The following is a 17,186-nucleotide window of genomic DNA, read 5'->3' as shown; positions in this document are numbered from 1 at the left end:
GCCCCACCTCATAGAAAATCAAACGGCCCGCCTAGCCGGATTACCGATCCAGGTCGAATGTGCTTCGATGTCCTTAAAAGCCACGGCCCCGGCGGCCAGTACAGAAAACTCCCCCATCCTTGTCCGGTCTCTCAACACGGCGTTTGGTGCTACATAGCCCCCTTTTTCGACAATCGAGTAACCGCAAAGAGTGGCATTGGGTCCGACGTACGCGTAGTCGCCTATTGCCGCATCATGCCCGATGTTAGCGCCTGCACGTATGCTGCCGAGCCGGCCGATGCGAGCACCCGGCTGACACGTCACAAACGAACAGATCATGGCACCATGACCGACGACCACATCGTCCGCGATACAGGCGGTGGGGTGAATTATAGTCGCGAGCCGCTCATCAGGTATGCTCAGGTTCTCGAACAGTACGGAGCGCGCCTCGACGTTCCCGACACCAAGCAAGCTGCAATGAAAAAGAATATCGTCGGGCAATGATGCCCAATCATGGGTGCGGCCCATCACAGGGTAACCACCTATGAGATCGCCCTTGGCCTGATGATCATTGAGGAAACCAACCATCTCCGCCGCTTGACCAGCACGCTGCATATCTTTGATCACCTGCGCAGCGACCAAACCGTTACCAGTCCCACCGAGAATCACGATTCGACGGCGATCGTGCTTTACCGTCCGGCTCATAGACACCCTTCAACTACCTCTCGTATGCGTTGCGCGCCCTGATTGTCAGCGAGACCAAGCCCCTTGCTGCGCATTGATTGGCGCGTGCATTCAAGCTCGATATCCCGCCAATGAGCCAGAAACGTTTCTTGGCTCAATGAGTGCCCATGCCCCATGTAGACACCCACCCCCCGTGCTTGCCACGCCTTACAAAGCTCAATCTGGTTGTCCGCCAAGGCAACGGAAAGGAATGGTACACCTTGGCTTACGAGCTCGAATGTCGTAGTCCCCCCCGCACAAATCGCGACGTCGGAATTACTCATCAGCGTTGCAATATCATCAGGCTCGATCAATACCTCGACATTCGCGCTATGCGCCGCGTAAGAAAGCAATCTTCTGGTACCCGGATTTGCTCGCGTAGTTACTACACAGACCCTGACCGATACGTCACTCAACCAATCAGCAAATTTCTCGGCGAGCCCAGCATCGTCTCCCCCGCCCAGCATGACCAGGGCACGACGCAGGGCCCCCACCGGCCGCGGCTCAGCGCTAGCGAATTCCGAACGCAAGATGGCGAATCGAGGGCCCAACAGCAGCGTGCAATCGGGACGCGTGATTGAGGCGTAATCTGCGGGCTGTGCAAAGGGATTTATGTTGACTACCCAGCGTGCCTGGATATCGAACGCACGCCGATAGTCGAACTGCAGCCAGGGCAATCCCAGCGACCGTATCATCTGCTGGTACTCGGGTGTTGCGCGGTAGTGATCGACCACCAATACGTTTGCCTGCATATCGACCACGAGCTCAGCCAACTGCTGCCGCTCCTGCTCTGGGGAAAGGTCCGATACCCGTAATCCGACCGAGAGAGGCCGGAAAAGCGCTGGATCCACAACGCCGTTACACAGGGTGAATGCTCGCCCGCCCCCCTCTACAAAGGCTTTAGCCAATACCATGCAACGCTGCAAATGCCCCAGGCCTTTCTGGGGAGATGCGTCACAGCAAAACAAGACCGATGGCAAACTCACTGCAGCTCGCCTGTTTCCAGGAGTATCCGCATCATCAATTCAGCCCGCACCCAATCCTCCTCGGTATCGATATCCTGAACCAGGTGGCTAGGTAGAACTATCGGTAGACTGCCTTCCCCCAGATAAGGCGCATCATCGCCAGCATTCCCTCTTAGCTTCGATAGATAAAGCTGCCCTGCATCATGGTAGATCGGGTCGAGATCCTGCGAACGCGTCTTTAGGTGCTCTCTGAACAGCATCTCTGGGGAGCCATCATCATTCAGGCGGAACCCTCGCTGAACAGGGTATCCGAACGCACACACAAGAAATGCACGTTGTTTATCGCAAGCTTCTAGCAAGCGAACCGAATCGATGATCCTCTGAGCACTGATAAAGGGTGATGTTGCCAACAGCGTGCCCATCAGCGTGTGATCACTGGTGTCGTTGGCCTGCAGCCATAATCGGGCATGCCGTATGACATCTCGTATCCCGGTATGGTCATCACTCAGTTCGGCAGGACGCATGAAAGGGATTTCGGCGCCCCATCTCTGCGCGATGGCTGCAACTTCCGCGCTGTCCGTAGAGACGATGACCCGATCGAAGCATCGACTTCGCAGCGCTGCTTCGATAGACCAGGCGATCATTGGCTTCCCGAAAAAAGGACGAATATTTTTGTTCGGGATGCGTTTGCTACCGCCACGGGCGGGTATTACGAGGGCACTCATCCGACAATAGCCTCACGCAATGCGACTATCACTCGGTCTTGCTCTGGCTGGGTTAACGTTTGATAAAGAGGCAGGCTGATTGCCTCACGGTAATAATGCATCGCATGCGGAAAGTCAGATGGAGCAAAGCCCATCTGCTGATAGTAGGGATGCAGAAAGATGGGTATGTAATGCAGGTTCACCCCTATGCCCGCCGCACGTAATGCCTCGAATACCTCTAGGTGGCTGCGCGTCATCTGATCGAGCTTCAAACGTACGACATAAAGGTGCCGCCCCGAGTAGCTGTCGGAGTGTTGCCACGGAAGCGTTATGGGAAGGTCAGATAAAAGAGCGTCGTACCGCTCGGCCAGTGCATGTCGACGCGCCACGTAATGATCCAGCCGCTTGAGCTGACTTACACCTAACGCCGCTTGCAGCTCCGTCATTCGATAGTTGAACCCCAGTGCAATTTGCTCGTAGTACCAAGGGCCGTGGGGCGCGCAGTGCTGCTGTAGTGGATCCCGGGTAACGCCATGGCTACGTAACAGGCTCATCTGTTTGAACAGTTGCGCATCGTTCGTGACAGCCAGCCCGCCTTCAGCGGTAGTAACAATTTTCACCGGGTGAAAACTGAATACGGTGATGTCGCTGAAGCGCCCATTACCAATGAATTCGCCCTGGTACTTCCCCCCCACAGCGTGTGACGCGTCTTCAATTACTCTGAAATCGTAGCGTTGAGCGAGTGCATGAATGGCATGCATGTCGCAGGGTTGACCAGCCAAATGTACAGGCACCACGACTTTGGGTAATTGGCCACTTTTCTCAGCGGCTTTTAGTTTGCGCTCAAGAGCAACTGGGCAGAGGTTGTAGGTAGCCGGATCGATATCAACGAAATCGACGCGTGCACCGCAGTAAAGAGCGCAATTGGCGGATGCCACGAAGGAGATTGGCGTTGTCCAGAGCAAATCTCCGGGCCCCAACCCAAGGGCCAAGCAAGCCAGGTGCAGCGCGGATGTCGCGCTATTCACAGCAACCGCGCGGGCAGCACCGACATGCTCGGCCACCTGCTGTTCGAACAAAGGAACCATGGGCCCCTGGGTGAGGAAGTCTGACTGCAAGACCTTGACCACTACCTCGATGTCTTCGGCCGTGATCTCCTGCCGCCCGTATGGAATGGTGCCCATCATTCGTAACACATCAGGATGGCATCTTTTTCTCGCAGCAATGGCATACCGTTGATCTTCGGGTATGCATACCCTGCAGCACTCCACAGGTAGTCATCACGCGACTCAAGAACCTCTCCTGAAATAGGGCATGTGAAGCGAGTTGAAGCGATGAGCGAATGATTGCGAGACTCGGCTTTCTGTATGACGTAGCAGAACGTCGGATTCAAAGGGTTGGAAATGTTGTCCATGGCGATCTTGTCAACCAAAACTGCACCAACGTCCTTTATGTGTATTTCAAGCTCGCGAATGTAACCAAGCTCGCGCATTCGTTGCTGCCCTTCTGCAGAGTTGTCTTCGAAGGAGGGTTCAAACAAAACCAACTTTCGCCTACTGACCCGCAGCATCTCTCGCAGCAAATCTGCTTCTCGGCCATGATTAGGTTCGAGTGCATGATTGCTGGTGATTACATCCACCGAGCTATCGGGCAGCGGAATGCACCCCATGGAACCCACGAACACTTCCAGATTAGCCAACACGTCCGTGCGCATTGCACGCTGCGCGAAGCGACGTCCCATGTTCAGTCGACTAGGCGATATATCAAACGCCATGAGTTTGATATTGGCTGGCAGATGTTGACTCATGCAAGACAGCGTCGTCATTTCGCCCGTGCCGCAGTCGAGCACGGTATCGAAAGCTTGCAGATGCCCAGCCAAATGCGAAGCAATTTCTCCGGCACGCGACGATAGCTGAAGGAAGTTCTTGATCGCGCCCTGGCTGTAGCTGCCCGCTTGCAATTCATAGGCGATTTCAATTGCCTCAAGCTCGTTCACGCTCAGATCGTTTTCGCAGGCATCCCTTAACAGCTTGGTAATATTTTCACCGCGCTCGTAGGCGGCTTTAACAGCTCGCAAATCGACGCGCCCTGCCACCGACGCCATCTCGCCGGTCATACCTTTGTTCAAAGCGCAGCCTCCACCTGAGCGGCTTCGTATTTGACCAGCCACCCTCTCAGCGCATCTGGGCTCATCCAATCCTGGTTGGACTCACTCGAATAAACGAATCCCTCGGGCACCTTACGGCCGTCTTTGATACGCTTCTTACACGTATTCCAACTATTGATCGCCGGCAAGATCTTATAAGACTGCTCATATTCATAAGTATTATAAGAGTCTTCAATACCGATCATCTGTTCGTGCAGTTTCTCGCCCGGTCGAATACCAATAATTTCGTGGCGTGCCTCAGGCGCCAGTACTTTGGCAATATCGGTCACCTTCATGGATGCGATTTTCTTGACGTAAATCTCGCCACCTTCCATATCAGCGAAAGCATGCCAAACGAGTTCCACCGCATCCGCCAATGAGATCATGAAACGTGTCATGCGCTCATCGGTGATGGGCAGCACCCCGTTCTTCTTCAACGAAAGAAATAGCGGAATGATAGAACCTCGAGACCCCATGACGTTTCCGTAACGCACCACGGAAAAACGACAACCATGCTCACCCGAATAGTGATTACCTGCCACAAATAGCTTGTCGGACGCCAATTTGGTAGCGCCGTATAGATTCACCGGGCTACTGGCTTTGTCCGTCGAGAGCGCCACAACGCCTTTGACGCCCTTGTCGATACAGGCATCTATAAGATTCATTGCACCGATAACGTTGGTCTTGACGCACTCGAATGGATTGTACTCTGCTACCGGTACAATTTTCGTTGCGGCGGCATGCACGACATAATCAACGCCATCCAGCGCTCTATAAAGACGTTCCTTATCACGCACATCGCCAATAAAGAAACGCACTCGCGGATCTTGATTGAAGCTTTTCGCCATTTCCCACTGCTTCATCTCGTCGCGGGATAAAATTATGATTTTCTTAGGGTTATAACGCGCCAACGTCATGGGTACGAATGCACGCCCAAAAGAGCCCGTACCTCCAGTTATCAATATAACCTTGTCGTCAAACATTGGAGCCTCTTAATATCTTCTAAAGAAGAATCGGATCGAGCGTTATTGATGTCACGGCGTCGAAAACCGACAACATTAAAGTTTATTGAACAGGCTCAACCCGGAAATCTTCACATAGCTTTGCTGCGAGGCCTCCAGAACAATCGACTGGAAGGACAGCCTCGATAAAGCCTCAGGATAATCCAGCTCACGCAAATCAGCCTGAACCGACTTGTTCACCAGCCCCACGTCTTCGTTGTCGGCAAGCGTACTTTCGACCACATTCAACCGCGCGCCTATCGCGCCGCGCGTGCTGTCGACCGTGATGCTGGCATGCGACAGGTTGGTGATCGCCTGAGCCACGGCATCTCGTACTACGCGGCCACCCTCTGTGGTTGCAGGTGCTTCCTCAAGAGATCTGCGTAGGTTGGCGATAGTATCGAGCACGCCCTGCTTCTGGCGATTAGGGTCGGATGTCACAGTGACCGTATCACCTGCAGCCGGAGCTCCGTCGAAATTAATCACTACGCCGCGGAAAACCAACTTATCAGTAGTGTCGGGATTCTCATCCATGGATCCTGTAGCGAGCGCAGGCGTAGTGGTTCCGACGGCAAAGATCTCATAGCTGGTGGCATCGGGGTTACCGAACACGATGTCGACACCATCGTCAGGAAACGCAGGTGTGCCACTGAACGCCACCTCATCCTGCACCAGAGGCGTCGAAGCACGTAGGGTCGAGCCTGGCTGCGCAGTAATGGCCGCATCCAGGCGACCGGCATTGGTGACGTTCTGGAATACCTTCTTGCCGTTATCGCTGATCGCCACGTTCAGAGAGCTGGCGATTTCCAGTTTACGCTGACCCTCATCGCCCTGATACGAATAGGTACCGTCGGCATTACGCACGAAGGGCTCGGCCTTGCCCTGGAATCCGGAGAACAGGTATTCACCACGGGCATTCTTGGTATTCATCAGGCCCAGTAGCTCGTCTTCACGCTCGCGCAACTCGGCGGCGATGGACTTGCGATCATCAACACTCAACGCACCATTACCAGCCTGGACAGCCAGCTCCTGGACACGCAGAAGCACAGTATTGACCGAGTTCAGTGTCACCTCTTCTTGGTTCAAGCTGTTCTTCGCTGCCGCCAGGTTGTCGTTGTACTGAGTCAGCACATTCTGCTGCTGCTCGAGCTGCAGCAGGCGCACCGACGCGACCGGGTCATCCGCGGGCGTGAGGATGCGGTTGCCGGTGCTGATCTGTTCCTGAGTGCGTATGGCATTGGCGTAGTTGCGCTGCAGGCCTTGCACGCCGTTGTTGAACGCCTGAAGAGTGGAAATGCGCATAGCAGCCTCGTTTTTTCTAGCGGTGACTGGCGTTTACCAGAACCGCACCCTCTTGGGGATTTGTTCACCATCTGGCCATTGCTGGATGGTTGAAACGGATCATCTGTAATTCAGTGCTTGGTCGCGTTGACCGTTGGTGGGCTGAAGCCCACCCTACCCGTGAAGGCGTTCACGCCACTACCTGAATGCCCCGATCAGGGTATCGAACAAAGAGCGCGCAACTTGAATCACCTGGGCCGACGCGTTGTAGTACTGCTCGAACTTGATCAGGTTGGCCGCCTCTTCATCCAGGTTGACCGCTGACAGCGAGTCACGGTTGTCCTGCGCCTGCTTGAGGATAGCAGTGGTTGCCTCGCTGTCCTGCCGGGCCTGAGCGGTGAGCGTGCCGACGCGCTCGATCAGATCACCGTAACTGTCTGTGAAACTGGAGCCGGTGGCAATGCCCGTTACGGTGGGATCGACGCCGACCACCTGCTTGTTTTGTAGGCCAACCAGAGCCAAGGCGTTACGGTTGTCCGAGACACCATTCTGGTTGAAGGCGATATCGAAACGGTCACCGTTTTCCGGACGGCCGCTGACGCTCATGTTGACGCTGGTGCCATCGGCCAGGGTCAGTTGATAGTTGTTCTGCTGGCCCGGCTCGAAGAGCGGGGTCGGCGCAGGGGTGATCGGCTGCCCCTTGTTATCGACGCGGGTCAGCGTCGCACCCGCCGGCAAACCGTTGAAACCACCCGCAGCCGAATCGTACGTCAGCGTCAGCGGAGGGAATGCGGCTTGCAAAGCTGCCGGGTTGATATTGCTACCTGTGGATTGCAGCGTCGGCTGACTGATCACACCGTTGCCGCGGTTCTGCAGATTGGCCTCGGCGCGAATCGGCGCAGCGAACGCCAACTGATCAGCCTGATCCAGCACGGTGGAAATGGTCGAGGCACCAATGCGTGTAGGCTGCAACACGAACGAATCACCGGCGGCCGGTGCGGGCGTGCCGACAACGATCTGGAAACCCTGGTTGCGCCCGGCGCTATCCTGAAAGCTCAGGGTACCGGGTGGATTCTGCGTCACGGTCATCGACTGGTTGTCGCTCAAGCGCCGTGCCGTGTAATTGCTACCGTCGAACTCCAGCCGATAGTCGCTGGTGGTCAACAACGAACTGTTGCTGATGTTCAGGATCGGAGAGGCATTGCTGCTGTTGTTGGCAGACGGCAACACCCGCAAGCGGGCCAGTGACTCTTCATTGAAATCGCCAAACAGCTTGGTGCCGACCTGCCCTTTCAGATCCAGGCCTTGCCCCAGCTGGCTGTTGACCTGATCACTCACCGCCAACGCCAGACGTCCCAGCGAATTGAAGGTGGTATCCAGCACCTCCTCGCGATAACGCAAGATGCCGCCCAGCTCGCCACCGGTAACTTGCGTGGTGATGGTCTGCCGCGCGGCGCCAACGATGAACTGTATCTCGGAGCGATTCGGATCGTTGGTGCCGGGCACCACTTCCAGGCGGGCAGCACTGTTGCCGATTACCAGCGGCTGGCCCGAACCGATGAACACATTCTGCGTTCCATCGTTCTGCGCCACGACGTTGACGCCGATAAAGGTCGACAGCTGGCGTACGGCCTCTTCACGGGCATCGAGCAGGTCATTGGGCTGACTGCCATTGGATTGCGCGACCGCGATGGATTCGTTGAGGCTGGCGATGGAGCCGGAAAGCCGATTGATCTGCTCGGTGACCGCGCCCATCTGTTTGTTGGCGAAACTGTTCTGTTCGCTCAAACGGTCGTAAACCGTATTGAAGCGCCGGCTCAACCCCTCGGCCTCCGACAGCACCAGCTGCCGTGCAGGCACATTGGAAGGGTCTTCGGCAGCGGTCTGCAGGGCCGAGAAGAACTTCTGCAATGATGGGGTGACACCCGTGGTGGTACCGGCCAACAGCGAATCCAACTGATCGATCTGGCTCTTGTAGGCCGCCACATCACTGCTCAACGAGGTACTGCTGCGCAGTGAGGTGGTCAGGAACTCGCTGTAGCTGCGACGGATGTCGACCAGCGAAGTGCCGGAGCCGATATAGCCCGCCCCACTGAACTGCGGAGTACGCGTGGCCTGAATGGTGTCCTGACGAGAGAACCCCGGCGTGTTGATATTGGTGATGTTGTGGCCGGTGACCGCCAGCGAGGTCTTGTTCGCCGACAGGCCCGACAGGCCAATACTCAGTAAGTCAGCCATGCTTCATCATCCCTTGTTCGAGGGCGCGCCGTTGGCGGCGATCATCTGGTAGGTCGACAGTTTGCGAGCGATCTGCGACACCTTCTTGGCGTACTGCGGATCGGTGGCATAGCCGGCTTTCTGCAGCTCACGGGCGAACTGCTCGGGGTTGGCGGTCGAACTCAGGGCCTTTTCATATCGGCCGTTGTTCTGTAGGAAGCTCACGTAATCTTCGAAGCTGTGGGCATAGGATTCGTAGGCGCGAAACGATGCGGCTTCCTTCACCGGCTTGCCGTTCTGGTATTCGGTGGTCATCACCCGCGCGGAATCGCCGTCCCAGCTGTTGTGGGTCTTGATACCGAACAGGTTGTGGCTGCTGCTGCCATCGCCTTGCTTGATGATCGATTTACCCCAGCCGGTTTCCAATGCTGCCTGGGCGACCAGATAGCGGGGGTCGACGCCCAGCTTGGCCGCAGCCTTCTCGGCCATCGGCAGCATGGTTTCCATGAATTCTTTGGACGACTTGAACGTCGTGCGACTGGCAATTGCCTCGCTGCCATTGATGTCCAGACGACGTTCAGCAGGCGCTGCGTAGGCTTTGGCGGGCAGCCAGTCACCCTTGGCCAATGGCTTGCCGACCGCATCGCCTGCTGGAGTGCCGGCAACGGTAGCGGCCGTAACCGCCTCGGCGCCCGGTACGATACCGGCCTGAATCCGTTGGGCCAGTTTGCCCGGCAGTGACAGGCGGCGCTGGTTGAGCAGCGCCATGTCGTTGCGCTCACCGTCAGCCGAGCCCTGAGCCTTTTCGACCTGGATAGGCGCAGCGGCCTCTTCGGTGCGGGCCAGCGGTTTGCTCGGCGCAGCCGGCACGGGTGCATCGACTTGGGCGAACGGATTGGGCCGATCGCTGACGTTGCGCATCTTCGACATCTGCCGCGCCATCACGTCGGCCAGGCCGATACCGTTCTTGTTGCCGGCCATGGTCACGGACAGCTGCTGGTCGTACATGTCCTGGTAGGTCTTGGCCTCGTTGCTGTTCATGAAGTTGCCTTCGCCGAACACTTCGTTGGCCGAGCGCATGGTCTTGAGCATTTCATTGAGGAACAGCGACTCGAACTCCTTCGCGACCTTGCGAATGTTCTCCTCATTGTCGCCGCCAACCTTGAATTGGTTGAGGCGATTGAGATCGGTATAGGCGCCGCTATCGAGGGTGGTGGTGCCGGCGGCCGCGAGTCGAGTATCCATGTCCCGTTCCTTTAAATCACGATCAGGTCAGCCTGCAGAGCGCCGGCTTGCTTAAGCGCCTCCAGGATGGCCATCAAGTCGGAAGGCGCAGCGCCTACCTGATTCACCGCACGCACGATTTCGTCGAGGGTGGTGCCGGGGCCGAACTTGAACATCGGTTTCATTTCTTCGTCGGCGCCGACACGCGAACGCGGCACTACCGCTGTCTCGCCGCCGGACAGCGCGCCTGGCTGGCTGACGATCGGGTCTTCGGTGATGGTTACCGTCAGGCTGCCGTGGGTCACGGCAGCAGGCTGCACGCGCACGTTCTGGCCAATGACGATGGTGCCAGTACGCGAGTTGATGATGACCTTGGCCACCGCCTGACCGACTTCAACCTCGAGGTTTTCCAGAATCGACAGATAGTCGACACGCTGGCTCGGATCGAGCGGCGCGCTGACGCGAATCGATCCGCCGTCGAGTGCTTGGGCCACACCTGGGCCAAGCAGCTCGTTGATGTGGTCAACAATATTCTTGGCCGTGGTGAAGTCCGGGCGGTTGAGGTTCAGCGTCAGGGTATTGCCCTGATCGAAGCCACTCGGTACCGGACGTTCCACCGTGGCACCACCGGGGATGCGACCGGCCGAAGGGACGTTGACGGTGATGCGCGAACCATCGGCGCCACTGGCATCGAAACCGCCCACTACCAGGTTGCCCTGGGCGATCGCATAGGTATTGCCGTCGATACCCTTGAGCGGGGTCATCAAAAGGCTGCCACCGCGCAAGCTCTTGGCGTTACCGATGGAGGAAATGGTGATGTCGATGGTCTGCCCGGGCTTGGCGAACGGCGGCAGGTCGGCATGGATCGACACCGCAGCGACGTTTTTCAACTGCACGTTGCCGCCTTCCGGCACCTTGATACCGAACTGCGCCATCATGTTGTTGAAGGTCTGCACGGTGAATGGCGTTTGGGTAGTCTGGTCGCCGCTGCCATTGAGGCCCACGACCAAGCCGTAACCGATCAACTGGTTACTACGCACGCCCTGGATACTGGCCAGATCCTTGAGCCGCTCGGCTTGAGCGGTCGAGGCCAGCAGCAGAGCTGCAACGGTGATGATCCATTTGCGCATGATCATGAACCTCAGAACGGCCACAGCGGGCTGACGAAAAAGCGATCCAGCCAACCTGGCTGACTGGCATCGGCGAAGGCGCCAGTACCGGAATAGGTGATGCGTGCATCTGCAATACGGGTCGAAGCCACGGTGTTGTCACGGGCGACGTCGTCGGAGCGAACCAGCCCGGCGATGCGCACCAGCTCGTCACCGGTATTAAGAGTCATCCACTTCTCACCGCGCACCACCAGCAAACCATTGGGCAGCACTTCGGCGACGGTCACAGTGATCGAGCCGGTCAGGCTGTTGCTCTGCCCGGCCTGGCCGGAGCCGCTGGTGTCACGCTGGGCGCCGTACTGAGCGCTGAGCCCCAGGTTCTCGGCCTTCAACGGGTTGAGGCTGGAGCTGGGGTTGTCGATCGATACGCCACCGCCGAACAACGACGTCAGACCGATGTTGGCGTTACTGTCCTTGGACATCTGCGAGCTAGCGTTCTTACTGGCCTGCATACGCTCGCTGAGGCTGATTGTGATGACATCGCCCACGCGGAAGGCCTTGCGGTCGCCGTACAGGTTGTTCTCGAACCCCGACTGGAAGATCGAGCCATTGTTCTGCGCGGCCGGCAGCGGTGTACGCGGCAGCACAGGTGCGTAGTACGGATCGTTGGGCTTGGCGGCAGGCGCCACGCAGCCACTCAGCACTACGCTGCCGAGAATCGAGAACACACACACCAAGCGGTTCATAACCACTACCTCACAGCGTTCAGGCGTATCAGGGGTGAGCTGCTGCCCTACCCCACGTTTCTTAAAGGTTCTGCGTAATGAAGGACAGCATCTGGTCAGCGGTGGAGATGACCTTGGAGTTCATCTCGTAGGCGCGCTGGGTGGTGATCATGTTGACCATCTCCTCGACCACGCTGACGTTGGAGTTCTCCAGGGTGTTCTGCAGGGTCGTGCCCAAGCCATTGAGGCCGGGCGTTCCCACCAGAGGTGCACCACTGGAGGCGGTCTCCAGGAACAGGTTGTTACCGATCGCCTCCAGCCCCGCCGGGTTGATGAAGTCGGTGATCTGGATGTTGCCGACGATCTGCGGCTGTGGGTTGCCGGTGGTCGTCACCGAAGCGGTACCGTCCTCACCCACGGTGAAGGTACGCACTTCCGGTGGCAGCACGATGGCTGGCTCCAGCGCGAAACCCTGGGACGTCACGACCTGGCCATCCGAGTTCAGGTGGAAGCTGCCGTCACGGGTGTAGGACACCGTGCCGTCGGGCATCAGCACCTGGAAGAAGCCGCGGCCGTTGATCGCCATGTCCATCGGCTGCTCGGTGGTCTGCAGGCTGCCAGCGGTAAAAATCTTCTGGGTGCCGTTGATGCGCACACCGGTACCGAGCTGCAGGCCGGACGGCAGTTGGCTGTCCTGGCTGGACTGGCCGCCGGGCTGGCGACGGATCTGATAGAGCAAATCCTCGAACTCGGCGCGATCGCGCTTGAAACCCGTCGTTGAAACGTTGGCCAGGTTGTTGGAAATGGTCGTCAGGTTCATGTCCTGAGCCGACAGGCCGGTCTTGGCGACCCAAAGTGCCGGAAGCATAGCGATTCTCCTCGGGCGCCGGATTCATGGCGCCGCGCGTGTGGTTATCAGGTCATCTGCAAGACACGCGCCATGGCGGTGTCATTGTCTTCTGCGGTACGCATCATTTTCACCGACAGCTCGAACTGCCGGGACAGCGCCAGGATCGAGGTCATTTCCTCGACCGCATTGACGTTGCTGGACTCGAGAAAGCCTGAGGTAATCTGCACGGTGGCGTCCATTTCCGGCGGCTGCGGGCCGTTGAAACGGATCATGCCGTCGCTACCCTTCTGCATCTGCTTGAGATCAGGGTTCACCAGGCGCAAGCGATCAACTTCGGCCAGCACGTTGGGCGCTTCGCCCAAGGCGCGAATGCTGATGGTGCCATCCTGGCCGATCTCGATCTTCTGCTCAGGCGGCACGGCGATCGGCCCAGCATTGCCCATTACCGGCATACCATTGCCGGTACGCAGCATGCCCTGGGCATCAACGTTCAGGCTTGCGGTACGCACGTAGGCTTCGGTGCCATCAGGTGCCTGCACAGCCAACCAGCCCTTGCCACCAATCGCGACATCCAGGTCACGGCCGGTTTCCTGCAGGGAGCCCGGAGTGAAATCGGTGCCTGGCCGCTCGCTCATGGCGAACACGCGCGACGGCTGGGTCTCGCCAAAAATCGGCATCGCGCGGGCTTGCTCGAAATCACGGCGAAAACCGCTCGTGGAGATGTTCGCCAGATTGTTGGCGTGGGCACGCTGGGCCAACGTATTGTTGTGGGCACCAGTCATGGAGACGTACAGCATCTTGTCCATGTTTCCTCCGAGGTGGGGCAACTCGCCCGCGACTCTGACAAGAGCTTAAAAGCAATTCACGTGCCACTCTCATTAAAAATACGCAAGCACATGATTTTAATAGGTTTATAGAAACGAAACAGGCTCCCGAAGGAGCCTGTAATTTGTCGTTTGGCGAGTTGTTGCCGCTAGCGGCAACAACTCCCTGACGCATGCATCAACGCAGGTTGATGATCGTCTGCGTGATGGCGCTCTCGGTCTCGATGGTTTTGGCGTTGGCCTGGTAGTTACGCTGGGCAACGATCAGGTTGACCAGTTGCTCTGACAACTCGACGTTGGAGTCTTCCAGCGCACCGGACTGCAAAGTACCCAGCGTGCCACTCTTCGGCGTACCGATGACCGGCTCGCCAGATGCCGACGACTGAACCCAGGCCGTTTTGCCGACCGGTGTAAGCCCCTGCATATTGGCGAAGTTAGCCAATACTAGCTGGCCCTGAACCTTGGTTTGGCCATTGGTATAGCGAGCAAAGAGCACACCGGTCTCATCAATTTCAAGGCCCGACAACTCACCTGTGCTGTAGCCGTCCTGCACGACCTTGGCAACCGAGAACGTGCTGTTGTACTGCGAAGAACCGCGGAAATCGAACTTCACCGCCGCACTGGCCTCGGAGCCGTTGGCGGCCCAGGTGGTGCCTTCGGCATTGGTGGGTGCCGCCGGAATCCAGCCGTTCATGCTGATGGTGCCGTCGGGGTTCAGCGACAACCCTGTGCTCAGGCCAGTCGCATCGATAGTCTGCAGTTTACCGGCAGCGTCGAAGCTCACGGCAGCCGAAAGCGGCTGAGTGTTGGTCGGATCCAGCGGGTTCCGGCCGTCGACCAGAATCTTCATGTCCCAGCTATTGGCACCGGTCTTCACAAAGTACTGGGTGAAGGAGTGAGCATTGCCCTGAGCATCATAAATATTCACCGACGTCGATCGGTTGTAACTGGTCGGATCCGCCGGGTTGAAAGAGGCGTTGGCCGCAGTGGAGCCCGCAGTAGCGCCCGCTGCATTCGCGGCCGCAAGCTCTGCTGGTGTGGCTGCCGCAGTCGCAGCCGCGATCTCAGCAGGAGTCGGGTTGGGGTTACCCGGCAACAGTGAACCATTGAAGGCCGTTTGGTAGGCGCCGTCATAGGCACTCTGCCGCAGCACTGGAACGGTTTCAGTCGAGTTCAGGTTGAACGGCTGAGTAATCGTACCCGTCGCCCGCGGCGCCTGGCTGGACGTCTCCACACGGAGGTTGCCGATGATGCCGTTCTGCAGATTACCGTTGGCGTCTACCCCATAACCCTGCAGGTTATGCCCGAAGTTGTTGACGATGAAGCCTTCGCGGTCGGTACCGAAGTAACCGGCACGGGTATAGCTGATATCACCGTTGTTACTGGTACGGAAGAAACCGCTGCCATTGATGGCCAGATCCAGCGAGTTCTGCGTGTAGTTGATGTTGCCTTGGCTGAACAGCTGCGATACATCGCTGAGCAGCACCCCACTACCGATCGGGTTGGAGCCGCTGCTGAGCATCGACGAGGCATACAGGTCGGCGAACTCGGCACGCGACTGCTTGAAGCCAGCGGTACCGGCGTTGGCAATGTTGTTACCCGTCACGTTGAGGTCACTGGTCGCAGCGCGCAGGCCACTAAGACCGATATTGAACGACATGAAAAATCTCCTTGCCGAAAGCCCGGCAGTTACAGCCTGTTAATTACTGACCAATGACCTGCACCTGCGACAGCGGCACATTGCCAATACCCGCAAGATTGAGCATCAATTCGTTGCCACCCAGGGTGACGCTGTCGACGTTGGCCGGCAGCAAGGTGTAGAGCCCCTTGGTTTCATTGCCATAGGTCGCCTGTGCTTCGAACCTGTAAGTGCCCGGCTTCATCACATTGCCGCTGGAGTCCTTGCCGTCCCAGATGAAGCTCACGTTGCCAGCCTGCTGCTCACCCAGATTGATACGACTGACCACCGAACCGGCACTGTCATACACGTTGACGTACACGTTGCTACTGCTGGTTGGCAGCACCGCACTGGCCTTGAAGCTTTCACTGGTATCGACCACCGCCTTGTCCACCGGCACGATCACCTTGCGACCGACCAGCGAAGAAGCCTGCAGGGCCTGGGAGGACTGATAGCCGGACAAAATGGTCTCCATGCTCGAGTTGAGCTTCTCGACCCCTTCCACAGTACTGAATTGCGCCAACTGCGCGATGAACTCGCCGTTGCCCTGAGGCTCTAGTGGGTTCTGGTTATTCAGCTGCGCCACCAGCAGGTTGAGGAACTGATCCTTGCCCAGCTCCTTGTTCTGTGTGGTGGAATCCTGCTTGACCTGATACTTGTCCAGTACCGAACTGGAGCTGACGCCATCAACAGTGCTCATTTCTCACTCCCGGCTCACTGACCCAAGGTCAGAACGCGCTGCATCATCTGTTTGGCGGTATTCATCATTTCCACGTTGGTCTGGAAGGCGCGACTGGCAGAAATCATGTCCGCCATCTCCTCGACCACGTTGACGTTGGGGTAATACACATAGCCGGCTTCATCGGCGGCCGGGTGATTAGGCTCGTAGCGCGGCATCAGACTGCTCTGATCCTCGACGATACCGAGCACCTGAACACCGGCACCCGACTGATCCTGATCAGCGAACAGCGAGCCGTTTTCACCGCCCTGCGCCTGCTGAAATACGGTAGCGAACACCGGGTGACGTGCCCGATAGGTCTGATCGATGCTCGATGAGACCGATTCGGCGTTGGCGATGTTGCTGGAAATGGTATTCAGGCGAGTGCTCTGGGCACTCATGCCGGTTCCGGCGATATTGAAAACGCTGGTAAGTGACATATCAGGCTCCTTTATTCACCACGCAGGGCGCTGACGAGCCCTTTGAATTTACTGTTTAGCAGCGTGAAGCTGGCCTGGAAGGCAACCGAGTTCTCGGCATAATTGGCTTGTTCGAGCTGAGCATCGACGGTGTTCTGATCGATCGAAGGCGCAGTCGGTGTTCGATAGGCCAGCGCCGCATCGCCCATTGGCACGCCTTCTGCTGCGATATGGCGGCTATTCGTGGTTTTCAGCCCCGAATTACCACTGCCGCCACTCTTGGCTGCCTGCTGGGCCAGCACGGAGGCGAAGTCCAGATCCCTGGCCTTGTAGTTGGGGGTATCGGCGTTAGCCATGTTGTTGGCCAACACCTCGGCACGCTGGGCGCGGAAGCCCAATGCCTTCTCATGAATGCCAAGTGCGCTATCGAAGCTGATGCTCATCTCAGGAACCTTTGCCGTGGCGGCGAGCCTGTTTGCGTACAAACCTCACAGCAAAGCACGTGCCAATTTATTTTTTATCTTATAAATCAGCCTGATATGCTAAAAACAAAAGGAACAAGAGATCCAAGCGGCAAAGCTTTTCCGCCGATTGGCAAGGTGGCAGCGGCAATCCGACGGAGA

Annotated in this window: 17 protein-coding genes; all 17 read right to left on the bottom strand. The window is 57.5% G+C overall.

Annotated features, from left to right (window positions below):
• Positions 1-18: 18 nt before the first annotated feature.
• Complete coding sequence (locus tag ACZ3GY_RS05195; protein WP_465909167.1) at positions 19-684, bottom strand: PglD-related sugar-binding protein; 666 nt, start codon at positions 682-684, stop codon at positions 19-21.
• The gene (gene pseG / locus ACZ3GY_RS05190; protein ID WP_465909166.1) at positions 681-1,688 is read right to left on the bottom strand and encodes a UDP-2,4-diacetamido-2,4,6-trideoxy-beta-L-altropyranose hydrolase; all 1,008 of its coding nucleotides are present in this window, start codon (positions 1,686-1,688) and stop codon (positions 681-683) included. The genes ACZ3GY_RS05195 and pseG overlap by 4 nt, the downstream gene beginning before the upstream one ends.
• Positions 1,685-2,392, bottom strand: a complete 708-nt coding sequence (pseF, locus tag ACZ3GY_RS05185; protein ID WP_465909165.1) for a pseudaminic acid cytidylyltransferase — start codon at positions 2,390-2,392, stop codon at positions 1,685-1,687. Before pseF ends, pseG begins: the two co-directional genes overlap by 4 nt.
• Complete coding sequence (gene pseC, locus ACZ3GY_RS05180) at positions 2,389-3,558, bottom strand: UDP-4-amino-4,6-dideoxy-N-acetyl-beta-L-altrosamine transaminase (RefSeq protein WP_465909164.1); 1,170 nt, start codon at positions 3,556-3,558, stop codon at positions 2,389-2,391. Before pseC ends, pseF begins: the two co-directional genes overlap by 4 nt.
• The gene (locus ACZ3GY_RS05175) at positions 3,555-4,499 is read right to left on the bottom strand and encodes a class I SAM-dependent methyltransferase (protein WP_465909163.1); all 945 of its coding nucleotides are present in this window, start codon (positions 4,497-4,499) and stop codon (positions 3,555-3,557) included. The genes pseC and ACZ3GY_RS05175 overlap by 4 nt, the downstream gene beginning before the upstream one ends.
• Positions 4,496-5,500: a UDP-N-acetylglucosamine 4,6-dehydratase (inverting) gene (gene pseB, locus ACZ3GY_RS05170; protein ID WP_465909162.1), complete on the bottom strand. Its 1,005-nt coding sequence runs from the start codon at positions 5,498-5,500 to the stop codon at positions 4,496-4,498. Before pseB ends, ACZ3GY_RS05175 begins: the two co-directional genes overlap by 4 nt.
• Positions 5,501-5,575: 75 nt before the next feature.
• Positions 5,576-6,820: a flagellar hook-associated protein FlgL gene (gene flgL / locus ACZ3GY_RS05165; protein ID WP_465909161.1), complete on the bottom strand. Its 1,245-nt coding sequence runs from the start codon at positions 6,818-6,820 to the stop codon at positions 5,576-5,578.
• Positions 6,821-6,997: 177 nt separating this feature from the next.
• Positions 6,998-9,037, bottom strand: coding sequence for a flagellar hook-associated protein FlgK (flgK, locus tag ACZ3GY_RS05160; protein ID WP_465909160.1), 2,040 nt, complete (start codon positions 9,035-9,037; stop codon positions 6,998-7,000).
• 6 nt (positions 9,038-9,043) lie between these two features.
• On the bottom strand, positions 9,044-10,261 hold the full coding sequence (gene flgJ / locus ACZ3GY_RS05155; RefSeq protein ID WP_465909159.1) for a flagellar assembly peptidoglycan hydrolase FlgJ: 1,218 nt from the start codon (positions 10,259-10,261) through the stop codon (positions 9,044-9,046).
• 11 nt (positions 10,262-10,272) lie between these two features.
• Positions 10,273-11,370 (bottom strand): flagellar basal body P-ring protein FlgI, encoded by a 1,098-nt coding sequence (locus ACZ3GY_RS05150; protein ID WP_465909158.1) that lies wholly within the window; start codon positions 11,368-11,370, stop codon positions 10,273-10,275.
• Between the two features lie 11 nt (positions 11,371-11,381).
• Positions 11,382-12,095, bottom strand: a complete 714-nt coding sequence (gene flgH / locus ACZ3GY_RS05145) for a flagellar basal body L-ring protein FlgH (protein WP_463564207.1) — start codon at positions 12,093-12,095, stop codon at positions 11,382-11,384.
• 61 nt (positions 12,096-12,156) lie between these two features.
• Positions 12,157-12,942, bottom strand: coding sequence for a flagellar basal-body rod protein FlgG (gene flgG, locus ACZ3GY_RS05140; protein WP_463564206.1), 786 nt, complete (start codon positions 12,940-12,942; stop codon positions 12,157-12,159).
• 47 nt (positions 12,943-12,989) lie between these two features.
• On the bottom strand, positions 12,990-13,730 hold the full coding sequence (locus ACZ3GY_RS05135) for a flagellar basal body rod protein FlgF (protein ID WP_463564205.1): 741 nt from the start codon (positions 13,728-13,730) through the stop codon (positions 12,990-12,992).
• 196 nt (positions 13,731-13,926) lie between these two features.
• A complete protein-coding gene (locus ACZ3GY_RS05130) occupies positions 13,927-15,408 on the bottom strand; it encodes a flagellar hook protein FlgE (protein WP_463564204.1) in 1,482 nt (493 codons plus the stop codon).
• 43 nt (positions 15,409-15,451) lie between these two features.
• Positions 15,452-16,126: a flagellar hook assembly protein FlgD gene (flgD, locus tag ACZ3GY_RS05125; RefSeq protein ID WP_225830901.1), complete on the bottom strand. Its 675-nt coding sequence runs from the start codon at positions 16,124-16,126 to the stop codon at positions 15,452-15,454.
• Positions 16,127-16,140: 14 nt separating this feature from the next.
• Entirely contained in the window at positions 16,141-16,584 is a 444-nt protein-coding gene (flgC, locus tag ACZ3GY_RS05120) for a flagellar basal body rod protein FlgC (protein ID WP_225830899.1), read from the bottom strand.
• Positions 16,585-16,595: 11 nt separating this feature from the next.
• Positions 16,596-17,006: a flagellar basal body rod protein FlgB gene (flgB, locus tag ACZ3GY_RS05115; protein WP_225830897.1), complete on the bottom strand. Its 411-nt coding sequence runs from the start codon at positions 17,004-17,006 to the stop codon at positions 16,596-16,598.
• Positions 17,007-17,186 lie beyond the last annotated feature (180 nt).

The organism is Pseudomonas sp. PME37.24/006, from assembly GCF_055556635.1.
This window is presented reverse-complemented; position numbering and strand designations above follow the sequence as displayed.

Excerpts from the sequence above, each read along its gene's own strand:
- ACZ3GY_RS05195 (WP_465909167.1), bottom strand. The coding sequence starts at position 684 with ATGAGCCGGACGGTAAAGCACGATCGCCGTCGAATCGTGATTCTCGGT.
- pseF (WP_465909165.1), bottom strand. The coding sequence starts at position 2,392 with ATGAGTGCCCTCGTAATACCCGCCCGTGGCGGTAGCAAACGCATCCCG.
- pseC (WP_465909164.1), bottom strand. The coding sequence starts at position 3,558 with ATGATGGGCACCATTCCATACGGGCGGCAGGAGATCACGGCCGAAGAC.
- pseB (WP_465909162.1), bottom strand. The coding sequence starts at position 5,500 with ATGTTTGACGACAAGGTTATATTGATAACTGGAGGTACGGGCTCTTTT.
- flgL (WP_465909161.1), bottom strand. The coding sequence starts at position 6,820 with ATGCGCATTTCCACTCTTCAGGCGTTCAACAACGGCGTGCAAGGCCTG.
- flgK (WP_465909160.1), bottom strand. The coding sequence starts at position 9,037 with ATGGCTGACTTACTGAGTATTGGCCTGTCGGGCCTGTCGGCGAACAAG.
- flgJ (WP_465909159.1), bottom strand. The coding sequence starts at position 10,261 with ATGGATACTCGACTCGCGGCCGCCGGCACCACCACCCTCGATAGCGGC.
- ACZ3GY_RS05150 (WP_465909158.1), bottom strand. The coding sequence starts at position 11,370 with ATGCGCAAATGGATCATCACCGTTGCAGCTCTGCTGCTGGCCTCGACC.
- flgH (WP_463564207.1), bottom strand. The coding sequence starts at position 12,095 with ATGAACCGCTTGGTGTGTGTGTTCTCGATTCTCGGCAGCGTAGTGCTG.
- flgG (WP_463564206.1), bottom strand. The coding sequence starts at position 12,942 with ATGCTTCCGGCACTTTGGGTCGCCAAGACCGGCCTGTCGGCTCAGGAC.
- ACZ3GY_RS05135 (WP_463564205.1), bottom strand. The coding sequence starts at position 13,730 with ATGGACAAGATGCTGTACGTCTCCATGACTGGTGCCCACAACAATACG.
- ACZ3GY_RS05130 (WP_463564204.1), bottom strand. The coding sequence starts at position 15,408 with ATGTCGTTCAATATCGGTCTTAGTGGCCTGCGCGCTGCGACCAGTGAC.
- flgD (WP_225830901.1), bottom strand. The coding sequence starts at position 16,126 with ATGAGCACTGTTGATGGCGTCAGCTCCAGTTCGGTACTGGACAAGTAT.
- flgC (WP_225830899.1), bottom strand. The coding sequence starts at position 16,584 with ATGTCACTTACCAGCGTTTTCAATATCGCCGGAACCGGCATGAGTGCC.
- flgB (WP_225830897.1), bottom strand. The coding sequence starts at position 17,006 with ATGAGCATCAGCTTCGATAGCGCACTTGGCATTCATGAGAAGGCATTG.